Source organism: Paenibacillus sp. J22P143 (assembly GCF_059692035.1).
Genome location: NZ_JCAUAQ010000023.1, coordinates 1 through 23922, shown reverse-complemented (window position 1 = coordinate 23922; position 23922 = coordinate 1). Strand labels below are relative to the sequence as shown.

The window sequence follows — 23922 nt, the reverse complement described above, 5'->3', positions numbered from 1 at the left end:
CTTGGACTACTTCGTGATCAACATTGGACTTATTGAACAACCTCTATAAATGAATATAAAGGTGACCAGGAATGACTCTGGCTGCCGCATCGCGCACATGTCCATGGCATGTAAATAGCAGCACCTGATGACGCGTGCTCAAATCCGCCAGAACACGTAAACAGCTTTCCATCCGTTCCTCATCGAAATTCACTAGAATATCGTCCAGCACTAAGGGTAAAATCGCCTTCCCCCCATATTCCTCGACAAGAGCAAAACGCATGGCTAGGTACAACTGCTCGGCTGTCCCGCGGCTAAGCTGATTCGTGTCTACCGTTTGTCCGTTAGCTCTTACAGCCAGTAATCGTTGCTCGCCAAATGGCGCTTTAACGGCCATAAATGCCCCATTCGTCATCTTCGCAAAATACTCAGAAACCCTTAGCAGCACACCTGGCTGACGCTCCTGTTCGTAGACATCGCGTGCTTTTTTCAATAAAAGTGCGGCAAACGAAGCCACCGCATACTGATTCACGTGGTGCGACAGCGTCGTTCGAATAGACTCCGCCTGCAATCGTAGATTCGCCGCTTCTGCCCCCTGCTCTAGCTTCTCGATCTGACCTGTAAGCTTTCCAATGACCTCTCTAAGCTCATTGGTTTGAGAGATTGTTTCCGGTAGTTTCTCCTGTAGAGAGGCTGTTAACAGGGCTAGATCTTCTTCCCCCTGTGTTTCCATCAACTCCATAAAGCTTGCCAATAAAGAACGGCTCAATAGCGATTCAAGGGAAGCTTCCAATACGATTCTTTCGTCTTCAAGCTTTCTTTGTTGAAGCTGCTCGCGTTCCAAAATGCGCAGATGCTCACTGTCTACCGCAGATGCTTCATCTAGGAGCTGTTGAACACGAGCTAGTGTCCGATCCGATTGTTGCTGGGTTAGCAAGATCGCTTGTTCAGCTTCTAAGTGTAACTGCTCGTTATGCCTTTGTTCTGCGATGAGCACTAGCTGCCGCTGCTCCGCTCCTTTCCAGCGCTTCAACGCAAACAAGCAATCGTGATAGGATGCTGGCAAATCAAGCAGCCTCCTAACCGTTTCTTCAAATGTATGGACGTTTGCAGTTAACATGTCTAGTTTGAATGCCATTTTGTCAAATTGACGCAGTCCCTCCTGCGCCTGCTCGATGACCTGAATCGTTTCTAGCAAGGCATCTGTGGATAACTGCGATCCTAACCCAAGGCTTTGCTGCCATTCCTGCCAGGCGGCTTGAAGTTTCATACTCTCCGCTTGGACTTCGTCAGCATAACGCAAGCGCTTCTCATGATGCTGCCCAAGTGTGTGCAGATTCTCCTTAGCATCCCTTAATTTCTCAAGCTTACGGAGCTGTTCGCTATGTTGATGCTTACTCTTCTCCGCTTCCCGGAACCATGCATCCAGATGAGGCTGAAGCGCTAGAATCGACACAGTAGGAATTTGGCTACGATCCAAGCTTGTCAATTCCGCTGTCGTTGCAGCAGCTTCCTGATAGCTAACCTGTTGAAGCTGCTGGCGCTGAAAATGCTGTATCTGCTCCTGGATGCGACGTTCGAGCTGCTGGAGCTCCTGCTCCAAGCGATGATCTTGAGCTATAGCGGGTGGTATCACACGGGATGCTCTGCTTCCGTGCGTTTGACGACCCGAAAACCAAATATAGCCAGAAGCACCTGCGAAGATAAGGAAGGCAACTATTGCTGCTAGCCAGTTGCCCTGCCAGACGAAAATTAACGGTATGAGAAGTGCTAGAAGACCAGCAGCCATCATCATGCGTTGACGCAATTTATGAGCAGAATCTCGCCCTGCCTTGGCAGCTTCTTCGAGGCCCTGGAGGTGGAGTTTTTGCTCAGCTTGACGCTCTTGCTGATGTGCAATTTGACTTGTTACTAGTTGCCAACGCGCATAATCAGAAGCCAGCTTCTGCAAGAATGCAGTTGGATCGGAGTCAAGTGTCCCCTTGTCGTTTTGAATGCCTCTACATGTTGCTTCTAGCCCCGCTACCTGCTCTTGACCGCGAGAAACCTGAGCCTGTAAGCTCTCCAGCTCTGTCTGCAGACGCAGCTCGGTTTCTGATCTATGGCGGAACTGCTCTTTATACGTACGTACCTGTTCACGAAGTGAAATTGTTACAGCGAACGAGGTGACATCGGTTTCATCCCATTGCACATCCAAATTGGATAACAGTCTATCCACTTGCGCACGATGGTGCGCAAGCTCAACCTGAAGCTGCTCAATCTGGCGTTTATGCTCCTCGTAGCCAGCCGCTTGCTCTAGCCAATGGTTCAGCTCGACTTGATGCGCGAGCACCTTTGGATCCCTCGGGAGCGCAGCAAGCTCGCTGCGCAAGCTCTGCAGCCGCAGCTGCAGCTTGTCGCGCTCCGCCTGGAGGCGCTCCTGCTCGGCCTCGAGCGCCTCCAGCCTTGCCGTGGCCTGCTCCGGGAAGCCCGGCCGAGCCGGCAGGCCCTCCAGCTCGCGGCCGATCTGCCGCAAGCGGAGCCATCCGCTGCGCGCCTTGCCGGCCAGGCCGAGCTTGTGCAGCTCCGCGCGCAGCGCCTCCTGCTGCCCCTCCAGGGCAGCAGCGCGCGCCTCCGCGGCGCAGCGCTCTTCCTGCAGCCGATCATAGTCGGCTGCTCCGTCACGGCTGCGGCGCAGCGACTGCTCCAGACCCTCGAGCTCCTTTAGGAGACGGTTCATCTCCTGATTGCGTCCGCGGGGTCTGTACAGGCCGTCGGCCTGCGCCGTCAGCTTGCGCTCGGCCTCCATGATGGCCGAGCCGCTTACACCAAGCCCAGCGCTATACAGATAGCCGCTGAGCTCGTCCGTCTGCAGGGTGCGTAGCTCCTGCAGCTCGGTTAAACCAAAAGCGAACAAGCTGCGATAGAGGTCGGCCGATAGGCCGCCTAGCAGCGTGTTCAGCAGCTCTTCGCCGCCGGTGGTGCCATCACCGAGCGTGACCTTCACGAGCCCCGCAGAGGCTCGTTTGCCGCCTGTGGCGGGCGCGTCGTAGCGCTCGACGCGGATGCGCTGCCCCTGCTCATCGAGCAGGGTTAAGGCGCCCCCGTGGGCGCCGCCGCCAAGCGGCTCGTAGCGCTCCGACCGATTCGTTCGCGTCGGAAAGCCGAACAGCACTGCGCGGACGAAGCCCATGAGCGTGCTCTTGCCCGCTTCGTTAGCGCCATAGAATACGGCCAGATGACTGTCCGTATTCAGCTGACGATCACGCAAGCTGCCAAATCCATCGACTTGGATGGCTATGATTCTCATCCAGCGTTCCCTCCATCCGCGGTAAGTAGATCCGCAACAAGTACTTCCGCGGAACGCAGCCATTCGCGCAGCTGCTCTGGTGTTGCCGCTGTTGGGTTTCCTGCGGATTGAGGCAATCCCTGCAGGGCAGCAAGGGCCTCGCTTGCGAAGCTACCCAGCAAGTGTTCGTCATTCTGCAATGCTGCGGCATACCTTAACAGATCGCCTAAGAAGCTCTTCTCTTCCAGAGCTGCTGCCAGATCAAGCTCACTCGCCGTTCGGTCCTCGATCGATTCGATCCACACGAAGCAACTTCGCTCCACTTCTTCTTCTCTCAGTTCATCCATTAATTCTTGTAGGGCACGTCCTTTACGCAGCCGTTCATGAATCTCGCTGCGTCCTTCTAGAACAATACGTACAATCCCATCTCGGCCCTCGGCCTCTTGACGCAGCCGATCCAAAAGTTCACCTAAGCGATCTTTCAACACTTGCTCCGTCCGAATCTGGGTCACTGTTAGTTTTTCTTGGAACCAACGAACCGTATCTAAGGTATAAAAAGTAAGCTCTGCACGACCATTTTCATCCATGTCTACCAGATAACAACCGCGAGGTCCCGTTTCCCGAATACTTCGGCCTTGGATGTTTCCAGGGTACACGATGGCAGGCTGTTGATTCAAAACATGTCTTGAATGTACATGGCCAAGAGCCCAGTAATGCATGCCCGCGTCCAATAAATCCTGCTTGCTGCATGGCGCATAATTATCGTGATGCGGATCTCCATCGACATTCGTATGCAAGAGTCCGATCTGGCATACTTGTGCTTGTCCTCTTTTAAATTGTAAGGCAAGATTCTCGGTTACCGCTGAGCTCCCATACGAAATCCCATGTATCTCGGCGATTAGACCGCGATCTTGCTTCACAATCTGGAAGGTTTCCACCTTCTCAGACGCAAAAAAATGGACGTCTGCCGGCCAAACCAGCTTTGCGGCACGTCCATCCTCGGGGTCATGATTACCATGTATGATATAAACAGGAATGCCTCCAGCGGCTAATTGTGCCACTGCTTTCTGAAAGCGAATTTGCGCCCGCAGCGAACGATCCGACACATCGTAGACATCCCCGCTAACCAACACAAAATCCACTTGTTCTTGTATAGCAAGCGCCACAAGCTCCTTCAACGCTTCGAACGTCGATTCTCGAACTCGCTCTCGAACCCGCTCAGGAAGCGCCGACATGCCTTTAAAGGGGCTATCTAAATGCAAATCGGCAGCATGTATAAACCGCAGTCGTTTCATGGCTCGAACGCCTTCCTTATTAAACTTTATTCCTGTTGACCTGTTTCCTCTTGCTCCGTTGGCTCTGTCACTTGATAGCGCTCATACACACTTTTCAATTGACGAAGTACACGATTTAACGAGTAGGTTTTTTTCGCTTTTTCCCACGCTGCTCGCGCTAAATTATAGCGGAAGGTAGGGTCTATCACGACTTTCTCCAGTGCATGACTCAGCGCCAAAGCGTCCCCGACAGGTACTAGTAAGCCATTGTGACCATGCTCAATTTGCTCAGCGATCCCGCCAACATTCGTCCCGATCAAAGCTAACCAGCACAGCGCTGCTTCAGCGAACACGGATCCGAAAGCCTCTGCACGGGATGGCAGAACGAATACATCGAAGAATGGCATGAATTCTTCCGGATGGAGCATATACCCATAAAAAATCGTATCTTCATAAATATTGTGCTCAATCGCTAATTTCTCAAGCTCTTCGCGGCTTGGTCCATCTCCAATAATATGGAGAACAAACGGATGACCGCGCTTCTTCAGCTCACCACAGGCAATAAGCAGCGTATCCAACCCTTTGGCGGGTACTAACCGACAGACGGTAATGAATTGCGTCACTTGATTTTCATGTGAAATCGGACGGAATCGCTTCTCATCAAAGCCATTTGGAATGACGCCAATGCGTTCACTATCCTGAACGTATTCAGCCATATACTGCTTAAATGAATTCGATACGGTAATAATCTGATCAACCTTCGCTTCCAGCTCCCCATAGATCTGGGTAAGAAATTGATGCTCGACCCCGTTCTCAGCAATGCGCCCATTAAGAATGAGCTCTCGCTCAAAGCTGGAATGGATCGTCAGAATCACGGGTGTATCCGGAAAAACCTGTTTCATAACCAGTGCAGCTATCGGATGATGGGCATGTATAATATCAAATTTCTTAGAAATTCTGAGTTTTGTCCACCATACATAATCTTTATAGGTTTGAATGTATTTATCGATAATCGGGTTTCCGGCATACTTCCGCCAATCGAAAGTAGTGAAAGTTACCTCTTCAGTCCCTTTGCCGCGAATCCGCTTAGGCAGCGAAAACAGTTCCAATTCCCATCCTTTTTTATTAAATCGGTCCAAAATATAGGGAACCATGGATGACACCCCACCCGGTTGTTCCGGGGGAAAAAACAATGCTTGCAATATGTTCATTGCATGAGCCCCTCTCCCAAATCCTTGAGCTTACCTTCTTATTGTAACTTGTGTCAGACGAATAGAAAAGAGAACACAGCCTTAACAGCACAAATGTTCTATCCCTAGACCTCATTTTCCTTTATAATAGAGTCTACTTATGACGAAAAATAAGTTTTCTTGGAGGAAGACATGAACATCATAGATCTGCTTTACGGTGAACTAGCCTCATTTCTCTCGCATGCGATAATCGTTGTAATGGTAGCTCTTATGTTCGTCATTTCACTTCGTTTGTTTCTGGACCGACGCAAAAAAGCGTATATGTCCATGACGATATCGCTCGTTTTTGTCGGCATCCATTGTTTGCTTCAATTGTATGTAACGCTATACGACATCAATACGAGTTTAACGGATTATTTGCAGCTCATGCTCAAAATGATTTCATTTGTTCTTATAAATATGGGGATTTATCAATTATATAATCGCACGAACCGCAAGCAATATATATTTTTCTATGGCTTAATTGTCATGGGGTTCGTCGTGTCTACACTCCACTTCATTGTGCCTAATATGTATACCGGGACAGAGCAACAGGTCCGTCTCCTACAGGATATCGGCCTCGAGCTCTATGTATTCGTACTCATTTTTCTTTGCTTCTATACGATTCCTCCGTTCATTGGTCAGCAAATGAAATACCAACTGGCTCTGACGATTTACTTTTTCTTTCAGACGGTTCATCTTCTGAATATCTATATGTATGAAAATGCTCAGCCAGCGCTTACCCTTGCAGTCAATTTGCTGCCCATCATTTATTATTTTCTCTTATTTATGATTCTCTTTGAACGGGTCGTTGAGCTCATGCAAGCCATCTATAATTCAAGCATTACAGACGGTCTAACACGTCTCTATAATCGCAAATTTTTCTACAACCGCGTTACACAGCATGTTCAGCGCCATTTGCCTGTTACTATTTTGTTCAGCGATATCGATAATTTCAAGAAATTGAACGATACGCAAGGACACCAGATGGGGGACAATGTTCTTAAACAGGTCGCTCAAATTATGAAGGATGAAGCAGAAGAATGCGGGATTGCCGGCCGTTATGGCGGTGAAGAAATGGTCATCATGGTTTCCGATCCCAGCGTGAAAATGGACGCTTTTGCTGAACGAATCCGCAGCCGCATTGAGAAAGAAACCATTGTAACGGCCAGCATTGGATACAGCAAATACAAAAATGGTTTAAGCACAGAAGAGCTTATTAAACAAGCGGATGAAGCGATGTATCGTGCCAAGACGACAGGTAAGAACAAGGTTGTGAAATTCGCCTAATGAGTTGAGTGAACAAAAAAAGAGGAGCAACAGCGCTCCTCTTCCTTATTCATTACCTTCCAAATAATGCTCCTTACAGAACGCTTCCACGACCGCGACTTCATCGTCCTCCAGATCAAAATCCAGATAAAGCTCCGTCGTTTTCTCGTATAGCTCATATTTCATAAGTGCTGACGTTTCTTCGGTCACATTGTAGATGGCTCTGATATATAGACCACTCTCGGAATATAGCTCATCATCTTCTTCAACTTCAATATCGATGATAAATTCATATCGTTGCCCCGTCAATATCCCAAAAGGATCCCTGACCAATTCCACTGTGTAGGTTGTAATTGTAAACATCGTACCGCCCCTTTCTCTTCTGCACCTGTTAGTATACCCGAAAAACGAGCAAAAGAAAAAAGAGCATCTCAGTATCAACCTGAAATATGCCCCTATTGGTATTGAACTTTCATATGTTTACCTTTATTTAACCCCTAAGGCATCCAAATTCCGCTGGATCTGTAGCAGATGCGTCTGCACATGACGGATAAAGCCTTGAAATAAATCGGCGACCGAGATTTCTTTGCCGTTATTATTCCCCTTCCGCTCCCACTGCTCCTCCGTCAAACGCGCATAGAACAGCGCATTATAGGCAAGCACCGCATCGAACGCAAGTAAAATGTCACTCAGCTCCACCTGGTTCGCTCGCGAGCTCGCAACCCAGGCATCCTGATCATAGAGGAGAAACTCTTTGCCATTTTCCGCAACAATTTTGCGTATACGCACGGCGTGTACGAAGCTGGCATCCACGAGATGAGCCACTACTTCTTTGATGCTCCACTTTTCGGGCGCGGGCTTCCATTCCAACTGTTCACGTGAAAGCACACTTATACGTTGTTTAATTAACTCCGAAGTCGCTCGGTATATATCGATATGAAGCCTTGTTGTCTCACTCACGATCTAACACCCCATTCTTGAAAAATTTCTGCCGTATGCTCACCCTTGTGAGGCGGCTTGCGATAGATCTGAAACTCGTAGTCCGTTAGCTTAACGGGATAGCCTACTGTCGTGGTTCGTGTGTGATTCGGCAGCTCTAGCTCATGAATTAAACCACTTTCCGTCACGGCCGGATCCTGCAAAATATCCTCAAACGTATTAATCGGCGCACACGGAATACCCCGCCCATCAAAGATACCGAGCCATTCTGCTGCGGTTTTCCGACTGAATACTCCCTGAAGAAGCTGTGCCAGCTCCTTCTGATGCTTCGCGCGAAGTGTCTGATTCTGAAAACGCGGATCGTCAGCTAACGCTGGCTGCTCCACCGCATCCACCACCTCACGCCACAGCTTTTCATTCCCAGCCGCAATGACAAATGGCTTATCACTCCCGTGATAGCCTTGGTACGGCGCATTGCGTGGATGAGCACTGCCCAATCGCTTCGGCGCCACGCCATTGCCGTAATATTCACTCGTCTGCAGCGCGGATATCCCGAGCACACTAGCTAACATTGAGCAATCAAGGTAGCTGCCTTTCCCGCTCCGAGAAGCTTGATGAATCGCCGCAACGACCGTGTAGGCCCCATAGAGTCCTGCAACGAAATCAGCCACAGGAACACCGCATTTGACAGGCTCGCCAGACTCTTCGCCCGTCACACTCATCAACCCGCTAATCGCTTGTATGGTTACATCGAAAGCGCCCTTTTGCGCGTAAGCACCCGTTTGGCCGTAACCAGAAATGGAACAATAGACGAGCTTCGGGTTCGTTTCCGCTAATCGCTCATAGCTAAGCCCGAATTTCGCGAGCACGCCAGGACGATAATTTTCAACGATCACATCGGCCCCCGCACATAACTCACGCAGTCGTTCAAGCTCATCTGGCGCTTTAAAATCAACCGCAATACTGCGTTTATTTCGATTCAATGAACTGAAATTGGAGCTATAGCTATCCCCTTCTTCGTTTGTAAAAAATGGCGGCCATTCCCGCATGCTATCCCCTACATCAGGTCGCTCCACTTTAACAACATCCGCACCTAGATCCGCGAACAGCATACCAGCGAAGGGACCTGCCGCAATTTGCCCAAATTCAATGACTTTTACGCCTGCGAGAGGGCCTTGATTGTTACTACTCATATTCTCTTCGCTCCTCTTTGTTTGGTGGTTAGAGATCGTTCGAGGTCATTAGTTATAAATAGGACTTGCATTATCATGCTTCGTGATGACATCTCGCGCGTTTCCAGATGCCACGTCATGGATATGCCTAGGCTGCTTCCCGATATCCGTCCCATAGATGTGAATCGTAATGGCTACTTCATCAAACGGATTAGCAACGCCATGGATATCATAATCAGGCGGATACACAAAGGAGATATCACCTTGCGTAGCCGTGACCTCGGATACCTCACGAATCGTGTAGCGTGGCTCAGCGGATTCGCCGAGATCTTCTCGACGATAGCGTTTCTCCACAACCGAACCGCGGTAAACGCCCACTAGTCCCCAAACCAGATGATCGTGCACCGGTGCCACCTGCCCCGCTCCCCAGATGAAAGCGATGACGGAAAAAGACTCGTTCTCCGGCTTATATAACAAATACTGAGCATATTTATTCGGCAGCGGTACTTGCAAGTCCTCAGGAAGCAGATGCTCATTGGTCAACAGTTCCTGCAAATGCGGCCGCACTAGATCAATGATCGTGCGATGATCCTGATGATGAGCCAGAATGCTTGAAATATCAGCTTCCAGCTGGCTAAATAGTTTTTTACCGCTCATGTCCATCCCTCTTTCTATGATTGAACTACTGCGCTTTTCATAAAGGCACCAAAGTGCTGTTTCGCAAACAACGGATAGATTCGGCGTAATTCCTGGCTTACCTCATAACGAAGCGTCGCCAGCTCGATATCTGAAGGAGGTTCGAGGGTCGGAATCGATGTGTCATCCTCGTTGCTCAATCCCAAATCAAATCCTGTTCTGCCTTGCACCTCAAAAGGTTTCACACCTGGAACGGTTGCAGCAAGCCTTAATCTGCGATCCGGTCCGTTAGGCTTCATGACACCAAGGGGCGTGTAGACGCCAACTAGTCCGTTTTGATGATAAACGCCTTGCCCAGCTGCAGGTGTCGATGTGACGAAATCGAGCGTTTCTGGAAAACCTTTGATCCCGTGGTCCGTTTTAAATAGGAAAATGCGCTTGCAAGTGAAATAGACAACACCTGAGCCTGCCCCTCCGGGGAGTCTCACCTTTGGCTTCCCATAATCGCCAATCACATGCAAATTGATGCGTCCGTAGCAATCGATTTGAGCTCCACTCAGAAAAAATACATCCATCCCCCCGCGTTGCATGAGATCAAAGAACTCTCTCGTGCCCTGGAAGGGCCAATCACATTGCCCGAGTATATACACGGAAGCTTGCTTCGCATGCATCGATTTCGCAAGCAACGCAGCCGCAGCTGGAATCGGTGAGTTGTTCCCTACCCCAATAACTTCATGATTGCGCAGCTCTCTAGCTAGGTAACAGATCATGGACTCTTCCATGGAATAAGATGACATACGACTCATACAATACCTCCTCCGCTAAGTGTTAATCATGCTCTTCACATACACCTCAAAAGCAGCATCTGACGCCGAAGCTTCCATATAAAAGGAAATCGCCTCATCGTCTATGTCATAAAAACCTGGACAAGCCGTTGGCGAAGCGCCGCCTGGTGCATGAATAACTCCGCTGAGAAACAGCGAAGGGATATAGGCACCAAATTGGTTCGCTTCACTTCGCAGCGCATCAGGAGATACGATTTCTTCTACCGTAGCGAATGTCTTCCTTGAGGCTTGCGCTAACAGTCGATTGTTCTGCGCAGGATGTGCAATGACATTGCCGAACGCATCCGCCTTGTAGCCGTGAAAAATCGCTACATCTGGTCGAATCGCTGGCACAATGGCAATGCTCTCCTCCGCATGATACGGATTCGGTATTACATGGAAATCAGGTCTAAATTTCATATAATCCGTACCGATTAACCCTCGCACGGGTGTGAAGGGGATGCCTGAAGCACCAGCCCCAATCGCTGCTGTCAGCGTTGGACAAGCATGCTCCAGTCCAACAATCGCGCCTTGCTCGAATTTTCGCCTAAAGTTCAGTCCAAGCCCATACTCCCCCATCGAAATCTGTGAGAATTCCACGGTCGAAACCGCCCCAGCTCCGATCAGAAGATCGGCATTCACGGCTGCAGCCCCCAAGCAAACGAGATATAGCTGTCGCCGCTGTACGCGTATGATTTCACGTATGATAGCCATGGGAGACATCTCCATGTTGCCGCTAATGGCAAGCTTCGTACCATCCGGGATCTGTGCAACCGCTTCTTGGATGGAGATAAGCTTGGATGGCACAATTGATGGCACAAACGTCACTCCTTTTTCCTAGTAAAATTCCATCTCCTACAATGGATAATGGCAAGCCGCATAGTGACCTGGGGCAATGGCCGTAAGCTCCGGAACAACCTCACGGCAGAGCGCCGTCGCTGCTGGGCAGCGTGTATGGAAACGGCAGCCTGATGGCGGTCTAGCTGGCGATGGCATTTCGCCTTCGAGTGGCACGAAGCTGCGCTTACGTTTCGGATCCGGCACTGGAATCGCGGATAGAAGCGCCCTCGTATAGTGATGGGCAGGATGCCTGAACAACTCATCCGTTGGCGCAATTTCGACCAGCTTGCCTAGGTACATCACGCCAATGCGATCCGAAATGTAGCGAACAATATTAAGCCCGTGGGCAATGAACAAATACGTCAAATTCATCCGTTGCTGAATATCCTGCATCAGGTTGACGATCTGAGATTGAACGGAAACATCCAATGCCGAGACGGCTTCATCGGCTAGGATAAACTTCGGATTCAATGCAATCGCTCGTGCGATCCCGATCCGTTGTCGCTGCCCGCCTGAGAATTCATGCGGTAACCGATCATACCAGGATGGATTGAGACCCACCAATTCCATCACGTTCTCGACTTTGGCTCTTTTCGCTGAACCGCGTAAGGACTCATGCACCCAGAACGGCTCACCGATGATATCGCCCACTTTCCAGCGAGGATTAATGGAACCATACGGATCTTGGAACACCATTTGCATATCTCTTCGCGTTTCCTTCCAACCTTTCGAACCTGCCTGAATCAGATCTTTGCCTTCAAAATGAATCGAGCCCTCTGTCGCTTTCTCAAGCTGCAACAGTACGCGTCCTAGCGTTGATTTCCCGCAGCCGGATTCCCCGACAAGACCAAAGGTTTCCCCTTTGCGAATATCAAAGGAAACATCATCAACCGCCTTAATGGAGGTTCGGCCTCGACCAAACAAGCCTTGACGAATCGGGAAATATTTCTTTACATTCTTCACTTGGAGCAACGGTTGCTCCAAGCCCAGTGTCCAAGCATTCTTACGAATGTCTTCGTCAGCAATCAACTCGACAGGTGTCGGAGTAACGGTATCTCCGAAAAACTCAGCTGCCAAATGATCAATCCGCTCCGCATTCCAACAAGCGACCTCACGGCCGTGAAGCTCCTGCATGGGCGGATCTTCACTCAAGCAGCGATCCGTTGCATAAGGGCAACGGGGGTGGAAACGGCAGCCTGTCGGCAAATTAGACAAGCTGGGGATTGTGCCTTTTATCGTGTACAGCTTCAAGCCACGAACGTTATCAAGCGTTACAATAGATTGCAGAAGCCCTTGCGTATAGGGATGTGCGGGATTTTCAAAAAGTTGATGTACGGGTGATTGCTCAACTACCTTCCCCGCATACATGACCACAACACGATCGGCCATTTCAGCTGCAATTCCAAGATCATGTGTGATGAGCAGAATCGACATTTGAAATTCATCTTTTAACTCACGAAGCAAGCTTAAGATTTGGGCTTGAATCGTCACATCCAGCGCCGTTGTAGGCTCATCAGCAATCAGCAGTTCCGGTCCGCACGCTAGGGCCATCGCAATCATCGCCCTCTGGCGCATACCGCCGGAAAGTTCATACGGATATTGACCCATGCGAATTTCTGGCTCTGGAATGCCTACTCGGCGCAGGAGCGAAATGGCTTTCTCACGCGCGCCAACCTTCGAAATTCGCTCATGACGAACAATTACTTCTACGATTTGGCTACCAATCGTGAAGATCGGATCCAGCGCAGTCATTGGCTCTTGGAAAATCATCGCGATTTTCTTACCTCTGAAATCACTGATTTCCTTTTGAGACAGACCCACTAGACTTTGCCCATCAAGCTTGATATCTCCATGGGAAACAAAGCCGCCGTCATAATTAATCAGACGCATGATCGACAACGAAGTAATCGTCTTACCGCTGCCTGACTCCCCGACCAAGCACACAATTTCGCCAGTTCCAATCTGTAAGCTGATATTGTTGATCGCGTTTAGCGAGCCCTTGGATGTTTGGAAATCTACCGACAATTGATCAATCTCAAGTAATGGCTTCATCTTCTATGCCCTCGATTTCTTAGGATCCATACGATCACGAATTTCATCACCGATGAGATTGACAACAATGACCAAGAGCGTGATAGCGAGACCTGGGAAGGTAGCAACCCACCAGGCAACGGTCATGTAACTGCGTCCTTGAGATAGCATGTAACCCCAATCCGGTATCTCCTTCACTACACCAAGACCCAGAAAGCTTAATCCTGTGCCGACGAGTATGGAGCTTCCAACGCCGATGGTCATCATGACTAGCAAGGGGGAGAAACAATTCGGTAAAATGTGTCGGATCATAATTTCCAAATGAGAGGTTCCCACAGCACGTGCTGCATCAATAAAGGGACGATTACGAATCGAGATCACTTGACTGCGAACAACCCTCGCTTTACCCGGAATTGTTGCGACGCTGATCGCCAGAATGACATTGAAAAAGCTAGGTCCAAGCGCTACCGAAATCGCTATAGCGAGTAGAATCCCTGGTATTGTCATTAAAATATCATTAAATCGCATAAACAAGGAGTCCACTGTCCCGCCCCAATATCCTGCGATGAGACCGAATAAGGTGCCAATGCATCCCCCGAGTACAACGGAAACAACGCCCATAATGAGCGATTGCCTGCTGCCGTAGATGACGAGTGTCCATACATCGCGTCCAAATTGATCCGTGCCTAGCGGATGTGACAAGCTTGGTGATTTCAAGAGTTGATCCGTCAGCATATCGGTTGGCGAGTAAGGAGCAATCCATGAAGGGATGATGGCACACAAGATCAGAAACGCTAAAATAAAGAGCGAAGAACCAAGAAGCACCTTCGACAAGTTCAGCTTTTTCAGCCGAAATGAGAACGTGAGAAGCTCTTGCCTCTTCCGTAATAACCTTTCTGTTGTCACCGTGTTAAATAGCATATCAGCCAACTCCTTTCCTCATTATCCAGACTTACGCACACGCGGATCGACGTAGGAATACGAAACATCTACCATCAAGTTGACCAAAATATTAAAAAGTCCTGTAATCAGAATCGCCGCCTGAATCACCGGGATATCCTTCTGATTGATCGCATCTACGACTAATTTCCCTAAGCCCTGCCTGGAAAAGACGGTCTCCGTCACAACAGCGCCTGAGAGCATCTCGCCGACTAATAAGCCTAGAATTGTCACCGCCGGTAGAAGCGCGTTACGCAGCACGTGCTTATAGAGCACGATGTTTTCAGATAATCCTTTAGCACGCAGTGTTAATACGAATGGCTCATTGATGACTTCCAACACACTATTGCGAACCATCCGAGTTAACATCCCAGCTCCTGTCACACCCAACGCGAACGACGGTAGAATCAGTTGTTTGAAGCTGCCATTCCCAATTGCCGGAAGGAGCTGGAAATGCACAGAGAAAACGAGAATTAATAGAATGCCGAGCCAAAACTTTGGCATGGATACACCTAACAAGCTGATGACGCGCACGATGTAGTCCAACACCCGATTTTGATATACAGCTGATAAAATTCCTAGTATAAACCCCACAACGATCGCGAATAACGTGCTCAGTGCGGCTAAAGAAAGTGTGGCGGGAAGTTGAGCAATGAGTCGATCAATCACTGGCTGGCTGTTGGCGAAAGAATGCCCGAAATCTCCCCGTAAACTATCCCACAGATATACCGCATATTGCTGCCACAACGGACGATCTAGGCCTAATTGATGTCTCAAATAGGTAATACGCTCTGGTGCGGCATCATCACCTGCAATCATCTGGGCCGGATCCCCGGGAAGCCAGTGAATGATTAAGAAAACAAGCGTAAGCGAACCTATGATGACTGGAATAGAAACGATAAGCCTGTTCAATATAAACTTCACCATCTGGGACTCCCCCTCGTGTTCTTATTTTTGAATCCAAGCGTCGTAGAAGACAGGCCATGCTGGCGAGTCGAATGTTATCCCTTTGACCTCTTTGGTTGAAGCAACGGAATAATTAAAGACATACGTAGGTATTCCATATACTTGATCGATAATGTATTCTTGTGCGTCTTTGTAAATGGTTTTCCGCTTCTCAGGGTCCGTTTCCAAATACCCTTGTTCGAGCAGCTCATCCAGCTTCGGATCATTCGTTTTGGCAAGGTTATTTTCCTTAGACGGGCCTTTGGCCGAATACAGTTGTCTAAGCACATCAGGATCTCCTGAGAATTGACTGCCTGCAATTAAATCGTAATCCCCTTTGTTACGGCGATCCGTGTAGGTTCCCGTAGGTAGGGTGATCACCTTCAGCTCTATACCGACCTGTTTCAGCTGTTGCGTGAATATCGCGATGAGATCCAGTCGTTTCTCGCGATTTCCTTGCGTGTCGATGACTTCTACTGTTAGACGCTTGCCGTCTTTCGCACGGTAGCCATCTGCGCCCTTCGCCCATCCTGCCTCATCAAGTGTTTGATTCGACTTGGCCACATCTACTTGATAGGACTTTTCTCTCGTTGGCGTATAACCGAACTGTTGCGGCGAAATCGGTGACCAACCTTGCTTAGATGTACCTAGATAAATCGTCTTTACCCCAGAATCGATATCGAGTGCCGAGCGAAATGCTTGTCGTATTTTCAGATCATTCCATGGCGCTTTTTTAATATTCAAATACAACGTGAAATTGGCTTGCAGAAGCTCTGTTTCCAGTACATTGAAATTCTTATCTGCCTTCAGTGCGACGAGATTTTGCGGAGGAATAATGTCTGCCACCTGTACCTGTTTACTTTGCAAAACGCTGACGCGGGTCGCTTCTTCTTCCACATATTTGACAGTTAATTTATCTAAGTACGCAGGGCCTTGATGCTTCGCATTCGCAGGACCCCAGTTATAGTCGGGATTTTTCTCGAATTCGACTTGTGAGCTAGGTGTGATTTTCTTGAGCTTGAATGGACCTGTACCCACGGGATTCTGCGGGAAAGCCTCACCGTACTTCTTCACCGCTGTCGGTGAAACGAAGCCCAAATCCACTTTAGCCGCATTACTTAGGAATGGCGCGAAAGGCGATTTGAAATTCACCTTCACCGTGAATTCATCAATGACATCTGTCGATTGGTAGGTCCCCAATTCGTTGAGCGAACTGTACGCTTTCGTCGCAGGGTCGATAATGCGATCGAAGTTAAATTTAACAGCTTCCGCATTGAATGGTGTTCCGTCATGGAATTTCACATCCTTGCGTAAATGAAAGGTATAGCTCTTCTTATCCGAAGAAAGCTCCCAAGCTGTCGCTAACCACGGTTTAAACGTGTGATCAGGAAGCTCCACGACTAAGCTGTCATAGAGCGATCGCATGACTCTCGTCGTTGGGGCGAAGCCCGCCTTGTGTGCATCCAAGCTATCTGATGTGACCGTTCCTGCCAATGCCCAAATGAGCTCTCCCCCCGGGGTTACCATCCCCGTTCCTTGCTCAGCCGTGTTCTTAGCTCCTTCATCCTTTGACGCATCTCCACAGCCTGATAATACTAATGACGTAATGATTAGTGCCCCGACGATTGATCCGATTCTCTTTTTCATATCATTTCCCCCTCTAAGCTCTATGCTTGGGCTATTCTCTGTTTCGTATAGCGGTTTACTGGGATTTCGAGCCCTAAGTTGCCTCGCAATGTATCACTTTCGTACTCTTCTCGATAAATACCGCGCTCCTGAAGGATCGGGACCACGAGTTCCACGAAATCCTTGAGCACACTAGGTATGCTAGTATGAATAATAAAGCCATCGGCTGCGCCTTCTTCAAACCATTGTTGAACGGTATCCGCAATCTGCTCCGGTGTGCCGACGAAACTGCTTCTTGGCGTTGCAAAGCGCAGCGCTGTTTGACGAAGCGTTAGCTTCTCTTCCTTCGCAATCCGCTTGATACGATCCGTTGAGCTGCGATAGCTGTTACTACCGAGATCGCCGAGATCCGGGAAAGGTTCGTCCAGTGGGTATTGCTTAAAATCATGATAAGTGAATGGTCGGCCTAATTGATCGAGCGCATCCTCTAACGTTACTAATGCCGCAATTGCCTGATACTTGCTCTCTGCTTCCTCCTCGGTCCGACCAATAATTGGACTGATGCCTGGGAACACGAGGATTTCTTCACTCGCCCTGCCATACGTTTCTGCCCGTGTCTTAATATCTTGATAGAAAGCTTGTGCTTCCTTGATCGATTCATGTCCTGTAAAAATCGCATTCGCACTCTTCGCTGCTAAATTACGACCATCGTCTGATCCGCCTGCTTGGAAAATGACGGGCTGACCTTGCTGCGAACGGGCAATGTTGAGCGGACCCTGCACGGAGAAATGCTTGCCTTTATGGTTCAACGCATGCAGCTTGCTCGGATCGAAGAAGACGCCGGTTTGTTGATCACGAACGAACGCATCATCTTCCCACGAATCCCACAGACCGCGCACAACCTCCAGATGCTCCTCCGCAATCCGATAGCGCTCATCATGGGCATAATGCTCATCCCTGCTGTAATTGCGAGCAGCACCTTCAAGCCCCGTCGTCACGACGTTCCAACCTGCACGACCTGCACTGATATGGTCAAGTGAAGCAAACTGTCTTGCTACGGTGAATGGCTGTGTGAAAGACGCGGTTAGCGTCCCGACCAATCCAATCTTGGAGGTAACGGCTCCAAGCGCCGATAATACCGTCAATGGCTCCAAGCGATTCAAGTAATGAGGGGCTGATTTTTCTGTAATATACGTACTATCTACGATGAAAACAAAGTCAAATTTGCCTTCCTCCGCCAGTAACGCTTGCCCCGCATAAAAGTCAAAGTCAACACTTGCATCCCCCGGTATTTCTGGGTTCTGCCATGTATATTTCGAAATACCTACGCCTGTGATCGTTGCTCCGAGCTTAAGTTTTCTAGGTTTGGACATGTGGTTTTCCCCCTTATTAGTTCAGTACTTTGGCTTTGCTATTCCGATTGACCGGCACTTCCAGACCCAAATGGCCTCGCAGTGTGTCATGCTCATATTCGGTTCGATACAGCCCGCGCTCTTGTAAAATAGGCACAACCAGTTCCACGAAATCCTGTAATGCTCCCGGTATTCCCACGGCAATGATGAAGCCGTCGGACGCTCCTTCTTCCACCCATTGCTGGATCGTATCTGCGATCTTTTCTGGTGTTCCAACGAAATTTCCTTTCGGTGTTGCAAAACGAAGGGCTACTTGGCGCAGGGTTAAATTGTGTTCTTTCGCCAATCGCTTGATCTTCTCCGAACCGCCTTGCTGGCTGTTCGTGCCCAAATCACCTAGATCTGGGAAGGGTTCATCTAATGGATAAACACTAAAGTCAAAATCATTGAATGGACGACCCAGCGCAATAATCGCTTTGTCGATGGACACGAGGTTGACCGTTTCCAAATATTTGCGCTCTGCTTCCTCTTCTGTGCGTCCAATGATGGGTCGAATCCCTGGAAGGATAGATAAATCGTCTGCGTTACGACCGAAGGAAACAGCTCTCCGTTTAATATCCGCGTAGTAAGCTTTCGCTTCCTCTATATTCTCGTGACCAACGAAGATCGCATCCGCATTTTTGGAGGCAAAATTACGACCGTCCTCGGATGTTCCTGCTTGGAAAATGACGGGCTGCCCTTGCTTCGAACGGGCAATGTTTAGCGGACCCTGTACCGAGAAGAACTCACCTTTGTGATTCAAGGTATGCAGCTTCGCCGGGTCAAAAAATTGACCTGTCGCCTTATCCCGCTTGAACGCGTCATCTTCCCACGAGTCCCATAACCCCTTCACCACATCCACATGCTCTTGGGCGATGCGGTAACGCTTCTCATGCGGGGGATGCTCATCCTTGCTGTAGTTATTCGCGCTGCCGGATAGCCAAGAGGTGACCACGTTCCAACCGGCGCGCCCTTTGCTGATCAAATCCAGCGAAGCGAATTGTCTAGCCACCGTGTAGGGCTCGCTATAACTGACTGTCACCGTCGCAACTAGGCCGATGCGTCTCGTAACGGCTGCTAGCGCCGATAGAATGGTCAGCGGCTCGAAGCGATTCAAGTAATGGGGGCTTGATTTTTCCGTGATATGAACACTATCTGCGATGAAAGCAAAATCAAACTTCCCAGCTTCTGCCGTTTGCGCTTGATGCTTATAGAATTGAAAATTTGTGCTTGCATCCGTAATCGCTTCTGGATGCTTCCAATCTTCCCAGCCTCCGCCTACGCCATGAATCATTGCACCTAGTTTAATTTTTTTTGCATTTGCCATTCGAATCAGCCTCCGTTTGTTTTATATTTGATTATTCCGATGGACTTAATGGTATTTATCATAAATCAGGATCTTTCACATGTACAATTCAAAAAACTGAATGTTTGATTCACTTTTTATGAATATACAAGTAAACCGCTTGGATTAAATTGGATTTATGATATGATAGTTGTAAGAGTTTGTAAAATCAGAAAAACCGATCGTTGAATTCATAAATCATGAACCATTAGTTTGGGAGAGGACGGGGATCCCTATGGATATTCGAAATATCAAAACATTTCAAAGCATCATCAAGCTCGGTAGCTTCCAACGGGCAGCGGAGGAACTGCAATATGGGCAATCGACTGTTACTATGCATATTCAAAAGCTTGAGGCTGATCTAGGGGTTAAGCTTTTAGAACGGGGAAAGAAATTGACGCTGACCGAGGCTGGTCGACTTTTTCATCAAAATGCCGATCTCTTGTTAAAGGAGTATGACTATCTACAAGCTTCTATGGATGAACTCGTCAAAGGGGATGCAGGGGTCATTCGTCTCGGTGTCATGGAACCCACGGCTAGCTATCGACTACCACAGCTGCTTGGTCCCTTTCTTCGTCTGCATCCCAAAGTGAAGATTAGCATTCACATTGGCAACACCACCGTGCTAGGCCAAATGCTCCATGAGGGGAGCATCGATATGGCCATTTGCTCAACGCCTAATACGGGATTAGAACATACCTTCGAGCCCTTATTCATCGAAAAACTCGCACTACTCATCCCAGAAACCCATCCGTTAGCATCCCAATCGTCCATTCATTTGCGGGATATACAGCATGAGCACTTACTTATCACGAATTCCCAATGCCCTTATCGTCAAAAATTGGAAAACGCGCTGCTCGAAAATGGCGGCAGTCCCTACTCTGGCATGGAGATCGGCAATATGGCCGCGCTCAAATATTATGTCCAAGCGGATTTCGGTATCGCGGTTGTTCCCATTATTTCGGCAACGCCTAGTCCGCAAGGCACTGTTCTTAAACCCATCGATGATCTCGATTCAGGCTTAGTCACGGGCTTGCTGCGCAAATTGAATGGCAGCACGTTTAGCCTTGCAACGGAGAGCCTCGTTGAGATTTTTCGTAACGAGCTGAAGAGCTCGGTATCTGCTTAATGAGCGGCGGTGACAACAAAAAAAGCAGTATTCCTGTAGGATTAGGAATACTGCTTTTTTCATTCGTCTTGTTTAATGGACACCTTGTCTTGATTGTCTGACACTTTCTTACGTGACCAGTTTTTCGGGTTGAGATAGCTTCTATATTTCTTGGCGACCTCTTTGCCTAACAGGATGCCGCCCGTCCAGAAAGTAACCTCGCTGACAATGAGCAGACCCGCAATCCATCTAGCCATCCCGCCTCCTGTGTGTATGAAAATTGGAATCGTAAAAGCACTTAAGAATGCGATTGTCGATAGGATTAACAAGCTGATGCCAAGCTTTTTGACCACATCATTTCCCCCTTATGTTTCATATAAAACATGTCCTGTCTGCGATATATCGTAGCCTTGAATCGGACGCAGTTCATGATGGAACGCCTCCGACTGCAGCACTTGCTTGACTGCCTCGATCCATGCGAGATTGCCTGGCTTCTTGAGCATAACAAGATCAACTCGCTCTTGGATCAGCGGAATGAAATCAACGCCGCCGACCATATAGGCTGCTTTCTCTATACCCACACCGAAATCCGCTTCACCAAGCGCAACTTTGCCCGCGACACCCATGTGATTGGATTCTTCTTGATCGTACCCCTGTATCTGTTGATAAGAGATACCGTGCAACCTAAGCTGTTCATCTAAAAGAACGCGAGCCCCTGAGCCTTTCTCACGATTGGCAAGCTGTAGACCTGGTTGCTGGAGATCAGCCCAGCTCCGAAGCTGCTTGGGGTTCCCCTTTTGAACATATAAACCCGCTGACCGTGAGACCAGATTGATGACGATATATGAGGATCCGATCAGTAATTTGCGTATATAGGGGATGTTATATTCACCTGTGTCACCATCCAATAAATGCGTGCTGACGATGTCTGATTCACCCTTGTACATGGCAATTAAGCTGTCCAAGCTGCCAACGTAGGAGCGAAGCGGCCTGATTTGAGGGACTTTCTTCTCCATATGCTTGGCCAAAATATCCAAACTAACATCCTGCCCCGTAATGACGAGCGATTGTTGGGACATGGAATGGCTTGGGACAAGTTGGGTTGGGACTGTTTCTATGGGCTCGGTCTTGACCGCATGCCCTCTCCCACCTTTGGCGCGCGCTTTATACGCCTCCAGATCTGTCGCATCGACACGCATTTGCTTGCCCACTCGATAGGCGGGGAGATCCCCTTTTTTGATCAAATCATAGACCGTTAGCTTGGAGATTTTCAAAAGTTTGGCGATGTCTTCCGTTGTATAGGATATATCTGTTGTCATCATTTTCCTCCATGCATGGAATGTCTTCTTCTATCATAAGCGCAAGGTCTATGTATTTCAAACTTTAGTTATTTACGAAATCGCGACGTTCAACTATAATTATTTATATCTAAATCATACTATTTATATCAAAATAGATAGATAAATTAATCTTGGAGGGGTTACTATGCTGAAAAAAGTAATGTTTCGTTCTATGTTTTTTCTTCTTATTGTCTTATCGATTGTATTATCAGGGTGCTCCAAGCAAGTTGAACAGCCCAATGTAGAATTAACTATTTCTGCTGCTGCTAGCTTGACGGATGCCATGAAAGAAATTCAAACCAACTACGAAAAGAAACACACACACATAAAGCTTCAGTATAATTTCGGTGCTTCTGGCGCCCTGCAGCAGCAAATTGAGCAAGGTGCACCGGCTGATGTCTTCCTATCTGCGGCTAGCAAAAACATGAAAGAACTCGTCGATAAATCGTTGATCGATGCTTCACAGCAAAGCAATTTGTTGTTGAATAGCTTAGTCGTCATCGTTCCCGCAGATAGCAAATCGAACGTGCAAAAGCTTGAGGATCTATCTTCTGCTGGTGTAACTCATATTGCTGTCGGCGAACCGCAAACCGTTCCAGCTGGCAGCTATGCGAAAGAAGCTTTAACGAACGCTAAGCTGTGGGACCCGCTTCAAGCCAAAATCGTACAAGGCAAAGATGTTCGACAAGTACTCACCTATGTGGAGTCAGGTAATGCTGAGGCAGGCTTTGTGTATAAAACGGATGCGCTAACCTCTACGAAGGTGAAGGTTGCTCTCACTGTTGATCCCAAATCATACAAACCGATCGAATATCCTGCAGGCATTGTCAAAGCGAGCAAACATAACAAAGAAGCAACGGAATTTTATACGTATCTGAAAAGCAAAGAAGCACAGGATGTATTCGTCAAATTCGGCTTCACAGTCGCGCAATAGAACATGGAAAACTTTACATGGAGTGAATTTGCTTCACCCATTTTGCTTTCATTGAAGGTTGCCTTGGTTGCCAGTGTTTTCGTTCTGCTGCTTGGCGGGTTCGTGGCATGGCAAATGTCAAGGCGGAGCTTTCGCGGGAAGTCCTTGATTGAGACTGCAATTATGCTACCGTTAGTACTGCCACCAACTGTTGTTGGGTTCATCCTGCTCGTGCTGTTGGGCAAGAAGAGCTGGATCGGAACGGTGATGGACACCCTCATCCAGCAATCGATTATTTTCACTTGGGGGGCGGCGGTGATCGCTTCGATCGTCGTCGCTTTCCCCCTCGTTTATCAAACGATGAAGACGGGCTTTGCCTCAGTCAAAATAGATCTGGAGAACGCCGCTCGATCCGCTGGCGCTAACGAATGGCAGGTGCTGGCGTACATCACTTTGCCGCTCGCCTGGCGTTCTGTACGCTCAGCGTACATCCTCGGATTTGCTCGAGGCCTCGGCGAATTCGGTGCCACCCTGATGATCGCGGGTAATATTCCGCATCGCACGCAAACCTTACCCACCGCCATCTACATTGCGGTTGAAGCCGGAAATCACACGCTAGCTTGGTGCTGGGCGGGAGCGATCATCGCCATCTCGTTCGGATTCTTGCTGCTGGCGAATCGGAAGGCGCGGGGGGTGGAATGAGGATGGGTGCGGCGCCACACACAAAAAGCCACCTTTTCCGTTATGGGGCTGTTGACAAAATGGGTTGAGGATATTGTCCTCAACCCATTTTGTTGTTTTTATAGACTTTTTGTTAATTGTAAGGCCAACTATTCCATCTATACCGTGGCCTT

Annotated in this window: 21 protein-coding genes; 4 read left to right on the top strand and 17 right to left on the bottom strand. The window is 48.7% G+C overall.

The genetic code is table 11. From position 1 onward, the window contains the following. Window positions 1-43: 43 nt before the first annotated feature. Genes AC58PQ_RS23205 through AC58PQ_RS23195 form a run of 3 tightly spaced genes read right to left on the bottom strand, consistent with a single transcriptional unit; the run spans window position 44 to window position 5732 of the window. Window positions 44-3268 (bottom strand): AAA family ATPase, encoded by a 3225-nt coding sequence (locus AC58PQ_RS23205; protein WP_497245797.1) that lies wholly within the window; start codon window positions 3266-3268, stop codon window positions 44-46. Next, a complete protein-coding gene (locus AC58PQ_RS23200; protein WP_497245795.1) occupies window positions 3265-4542 on the bottom strand; it encodes a metallophosphoesterase family protein in 1278 nt (425 codons plus the stop codon). Before AC58PQ_RS23200 ends, AC58PQ_RS23205 begins: the two co-directional genes overlap by 4 nt. 26 nt (window positions 4543-4568) lie before the next feature. Next, window positions 4569-5732, bottom strand: coding sequence for a glycosyltransferase family 4 protein (locus AC58PQ_RS23195; protein WP_497245793.1), 1164 nt, complete (start codon window positions 5730-5732; stop codon window positions 4569-4571). Window positions 5733-5903: 171 nt separating this feature from the next. Between AC58PQ_RS23195 and AC58PQ_RS23190 the strand changes: the two genes are divergently transcribed. After that, the gene (locus tag AC58PQ_RS23190) at window positions 5904-7040 is read left to right on the top strand and encodes a GGDEF domain-containing protein (protein WP_497245791.1); all 1137 of its coding nucleotides are present in this window, start codon (window positions 5904-5906) and stop codon (window positions 7038-7040) included. Between the two features lie 45 nt (window positions 7041-7085). Here AC58PQ_RS23190 and AC58PQ_RS23185 read toward each other — a convergent pair whose 3' ends face one another. From AC58PQ_RS23185 to AC58PQ_RS23130, 12 genes are all read right to left on the bottom strand, one after another. After that, window positions 7086-7382 (bottom strand): DUF6509 family protein, encoded by a 297-nt coding sequence (locus tag AC58PQ_RS23185; RefSeq protein WP_068669800.1) that lies wholly within the window; start codon window positions 7380-7382, stop codon window positions 7086-7088. 123 nt (window positions 7383-7505) lie between these two features. Next, window positions 7506-7979, bottom strand: coding sequence for a DinB family protein (locus AC58PQ_RS23180; protein ID WP_497245789.1), 474 nt, complete (start codon window positions 7977-7979; stop codon window positions 7506-7508). Further along, window positions 7976-9151 carry a CaiB/BaiF CoA transferase family protein gene (locus AC58PQ_RS23175; RefSeq protein ID WP_497245787.1) on the bottom strand — a complete coding sequence of 392 codons (1176 nt, stop codon included), beginning with the start codon at window positions 9149-9151 and terminating at the stop codon, window positions 7976-7978. Before AC58PQ_RS23175 ends, AC58PQ_RS23180 begins: the two co-directional genes overlap by 4 nt. A gap of 48 nt (window positions 9152-9199) precedes the next feature. Next, window positions 9200-9787 (bottom strand): cysteine dioxygenase family protein, encoded by a 588-nt coding sequence (locus AC58PQ_RS23170; RefSeq protein ID WP_497245785.1) that lies wholly within the window; start codon window positions 9785-9787, stop codon window positions 9200-9202. 14 nt (window positions 9788-9801) lie between these two features. Then, complete coding sequence (locus AC58PQ_RS23165; RefSeq protein ID WP_497245783.1) at window positions 9802-10572, bottom strand: CoA-transferase; 771 nt, start codon at window positions 10570-10572, stop codon at window positions 9802-9804. Window positions 10573-10587: 15 nt separating this feature from the next. Beyond that, window positions 10588-11409, bottom strand: coding sequence for a CoA transferase subunit A (locus AC58PQ_RS23160; protein WP_497245781.1), 822 nt, complete (start codon window positions 11407-11409; stop codon window positions 10588-10590). 36 nt (window positions 11410-11445) lie between these two features. After that, window positions 11446-13482 (bottom strand): ABC transporter ATP-binding protein, encoded by a 2037-nt coding sequence (locus AC58PQ_RS23155; RefSeq protein ID WP_497245779.1) that lies wholly within the window; start codon window positions 13480-13482, stop codon window positions 11446-11448. 3 nt (window positions 13483-13485) lie between these two features. Beyond that, window positions 13486-14382, bottom strand: a complete 897-nt coding sequence (locus tag AC58PQ_RS23150; protein WP_497245777.1) for an ABC transporter permease — start codon at window positions 14380-14382, stop codon at window positions 13486-13488. Between the two features lie 21 nt (window positions 14383-14403). Further along, window positions 14404-15327 carry an ABC transporter permease gene (locus AC58PQ_RS23145; RefSeq protein WP_497245775.1) on the bottom strand — a complete coding sequence of 308 codons (924 nt, stop codon included), beginning with the start codon at window positions 15325-15327 and terminating at the stop codon, window positions 14404-14406. A gap of 21 nt (window positions 15328-15348) precedes the next feature. Next, the gene (locus AC58PQ_RS23140; protein WP_497245773.1) at window positions 15349-16992 is read right to left on the bottom strand and encodes an ABC transporter substrate-binding protein; all 1644 of its coding nucleotides are present in this window, start codon (window positions 16990-16992) and stop codon (window positions 15349-15351) included. 20 nt (window positions 16993-17012) lie between these two features. Beyond that, the gene (locus AC58PQ_RS23135; RefSeq protein WP_497245771.1) at window positions 17013-18344 is read right to left on the bottom strand and encodes an LLM class flavin-dependent oxidoreductase; all 1332 of its coding nucleotides are present in this window, start codon (window positions 18342-18344) and stop codon (window positions 17013-17015) included. Between the two features lie 16 nt (window positions 18345-18360). Beyond that, complete coding sequence (locus tag AC58PQ_RS23130; RefSeq protein WP_497245769.1) at window positions 18361-19689, bottom strand: LLM class flavin-dependent oxidoreductase; 1329 nt, start codon at window positions 19687-19689, stop codon at window positions 18361-18363. A 253-nt stretch (window positions 19690-19942) separates the two neighbouring features. Here AC58PQ_RS23130 and AC58PQ_RS23125 point away from each other — a divergent pair, with 253 nt between their 5' ends. After that, window positions 19943-20836, top strand: a complete 894-nt coding sequence (locus tag AC58PQ_RS23125) for a LysR family transcriptional regulator (RefSeq protein WP_497245767.1) — start codon at window positions 19943-19945, stop codon at window positions 20834-20836. Window positions 20837-20895: 59 nt separating this feature from the next. Here AC58PQ_RS23125 and AC58PQ_RS23120 read toward each other — a convergent pair whose 3' ends face one another. After that, window positions 20896-21168, bottom strand: a complete 273-nt coding sequence (locus tag AC58PQ_RS23120; protein ID WP_497245765.1) for a transporter suffix domain-containing protein — start codon at window positions 21166-21168, stop codon at window positions 20896-20898. Window positions 21169-21180: 12 nt separating this feature from the next. Beyond that, a complete protein-coding gene (locus AC58PQ_RS23115) occupies window positions 21181-22134 on the bottom strand; it encodes a substrate-binding domain-containing protein (protein WP_497245763.1) in 954 nt (317 codons plus the stop codon). 166 nt (window positions 22135-22300) lie between these two features. On the opposite strand from AC58PQ_RS23115, the gene modA reads away from it, so the two are divergent. Further along, a complete protein-coding gene (gene modA / locus AC58PQ_RS23110; RefSeq protein ID WP_497245761.1) occupies window positions 22301-23089 on the top strand; it encodes a molybdate ABC transporter substrate-binding protein in 789 nt (262 codons plus the stop codon). A 3-nt stretch (window positions 23090-23092) separates the two neighbouring features. Then, window positions 23093-23770, top strand: coding sequence for a molybdate ABC transporter permease subunit (modB, locus tag AC58PQ_RS23105; RefSeq protein WP_497245759.1), 678 nt, complete (start codon window positions 23093-23095; stop codon window positions 23768-23770). Window positions 23771-23922: the final 152 nt, after the last annotated feature.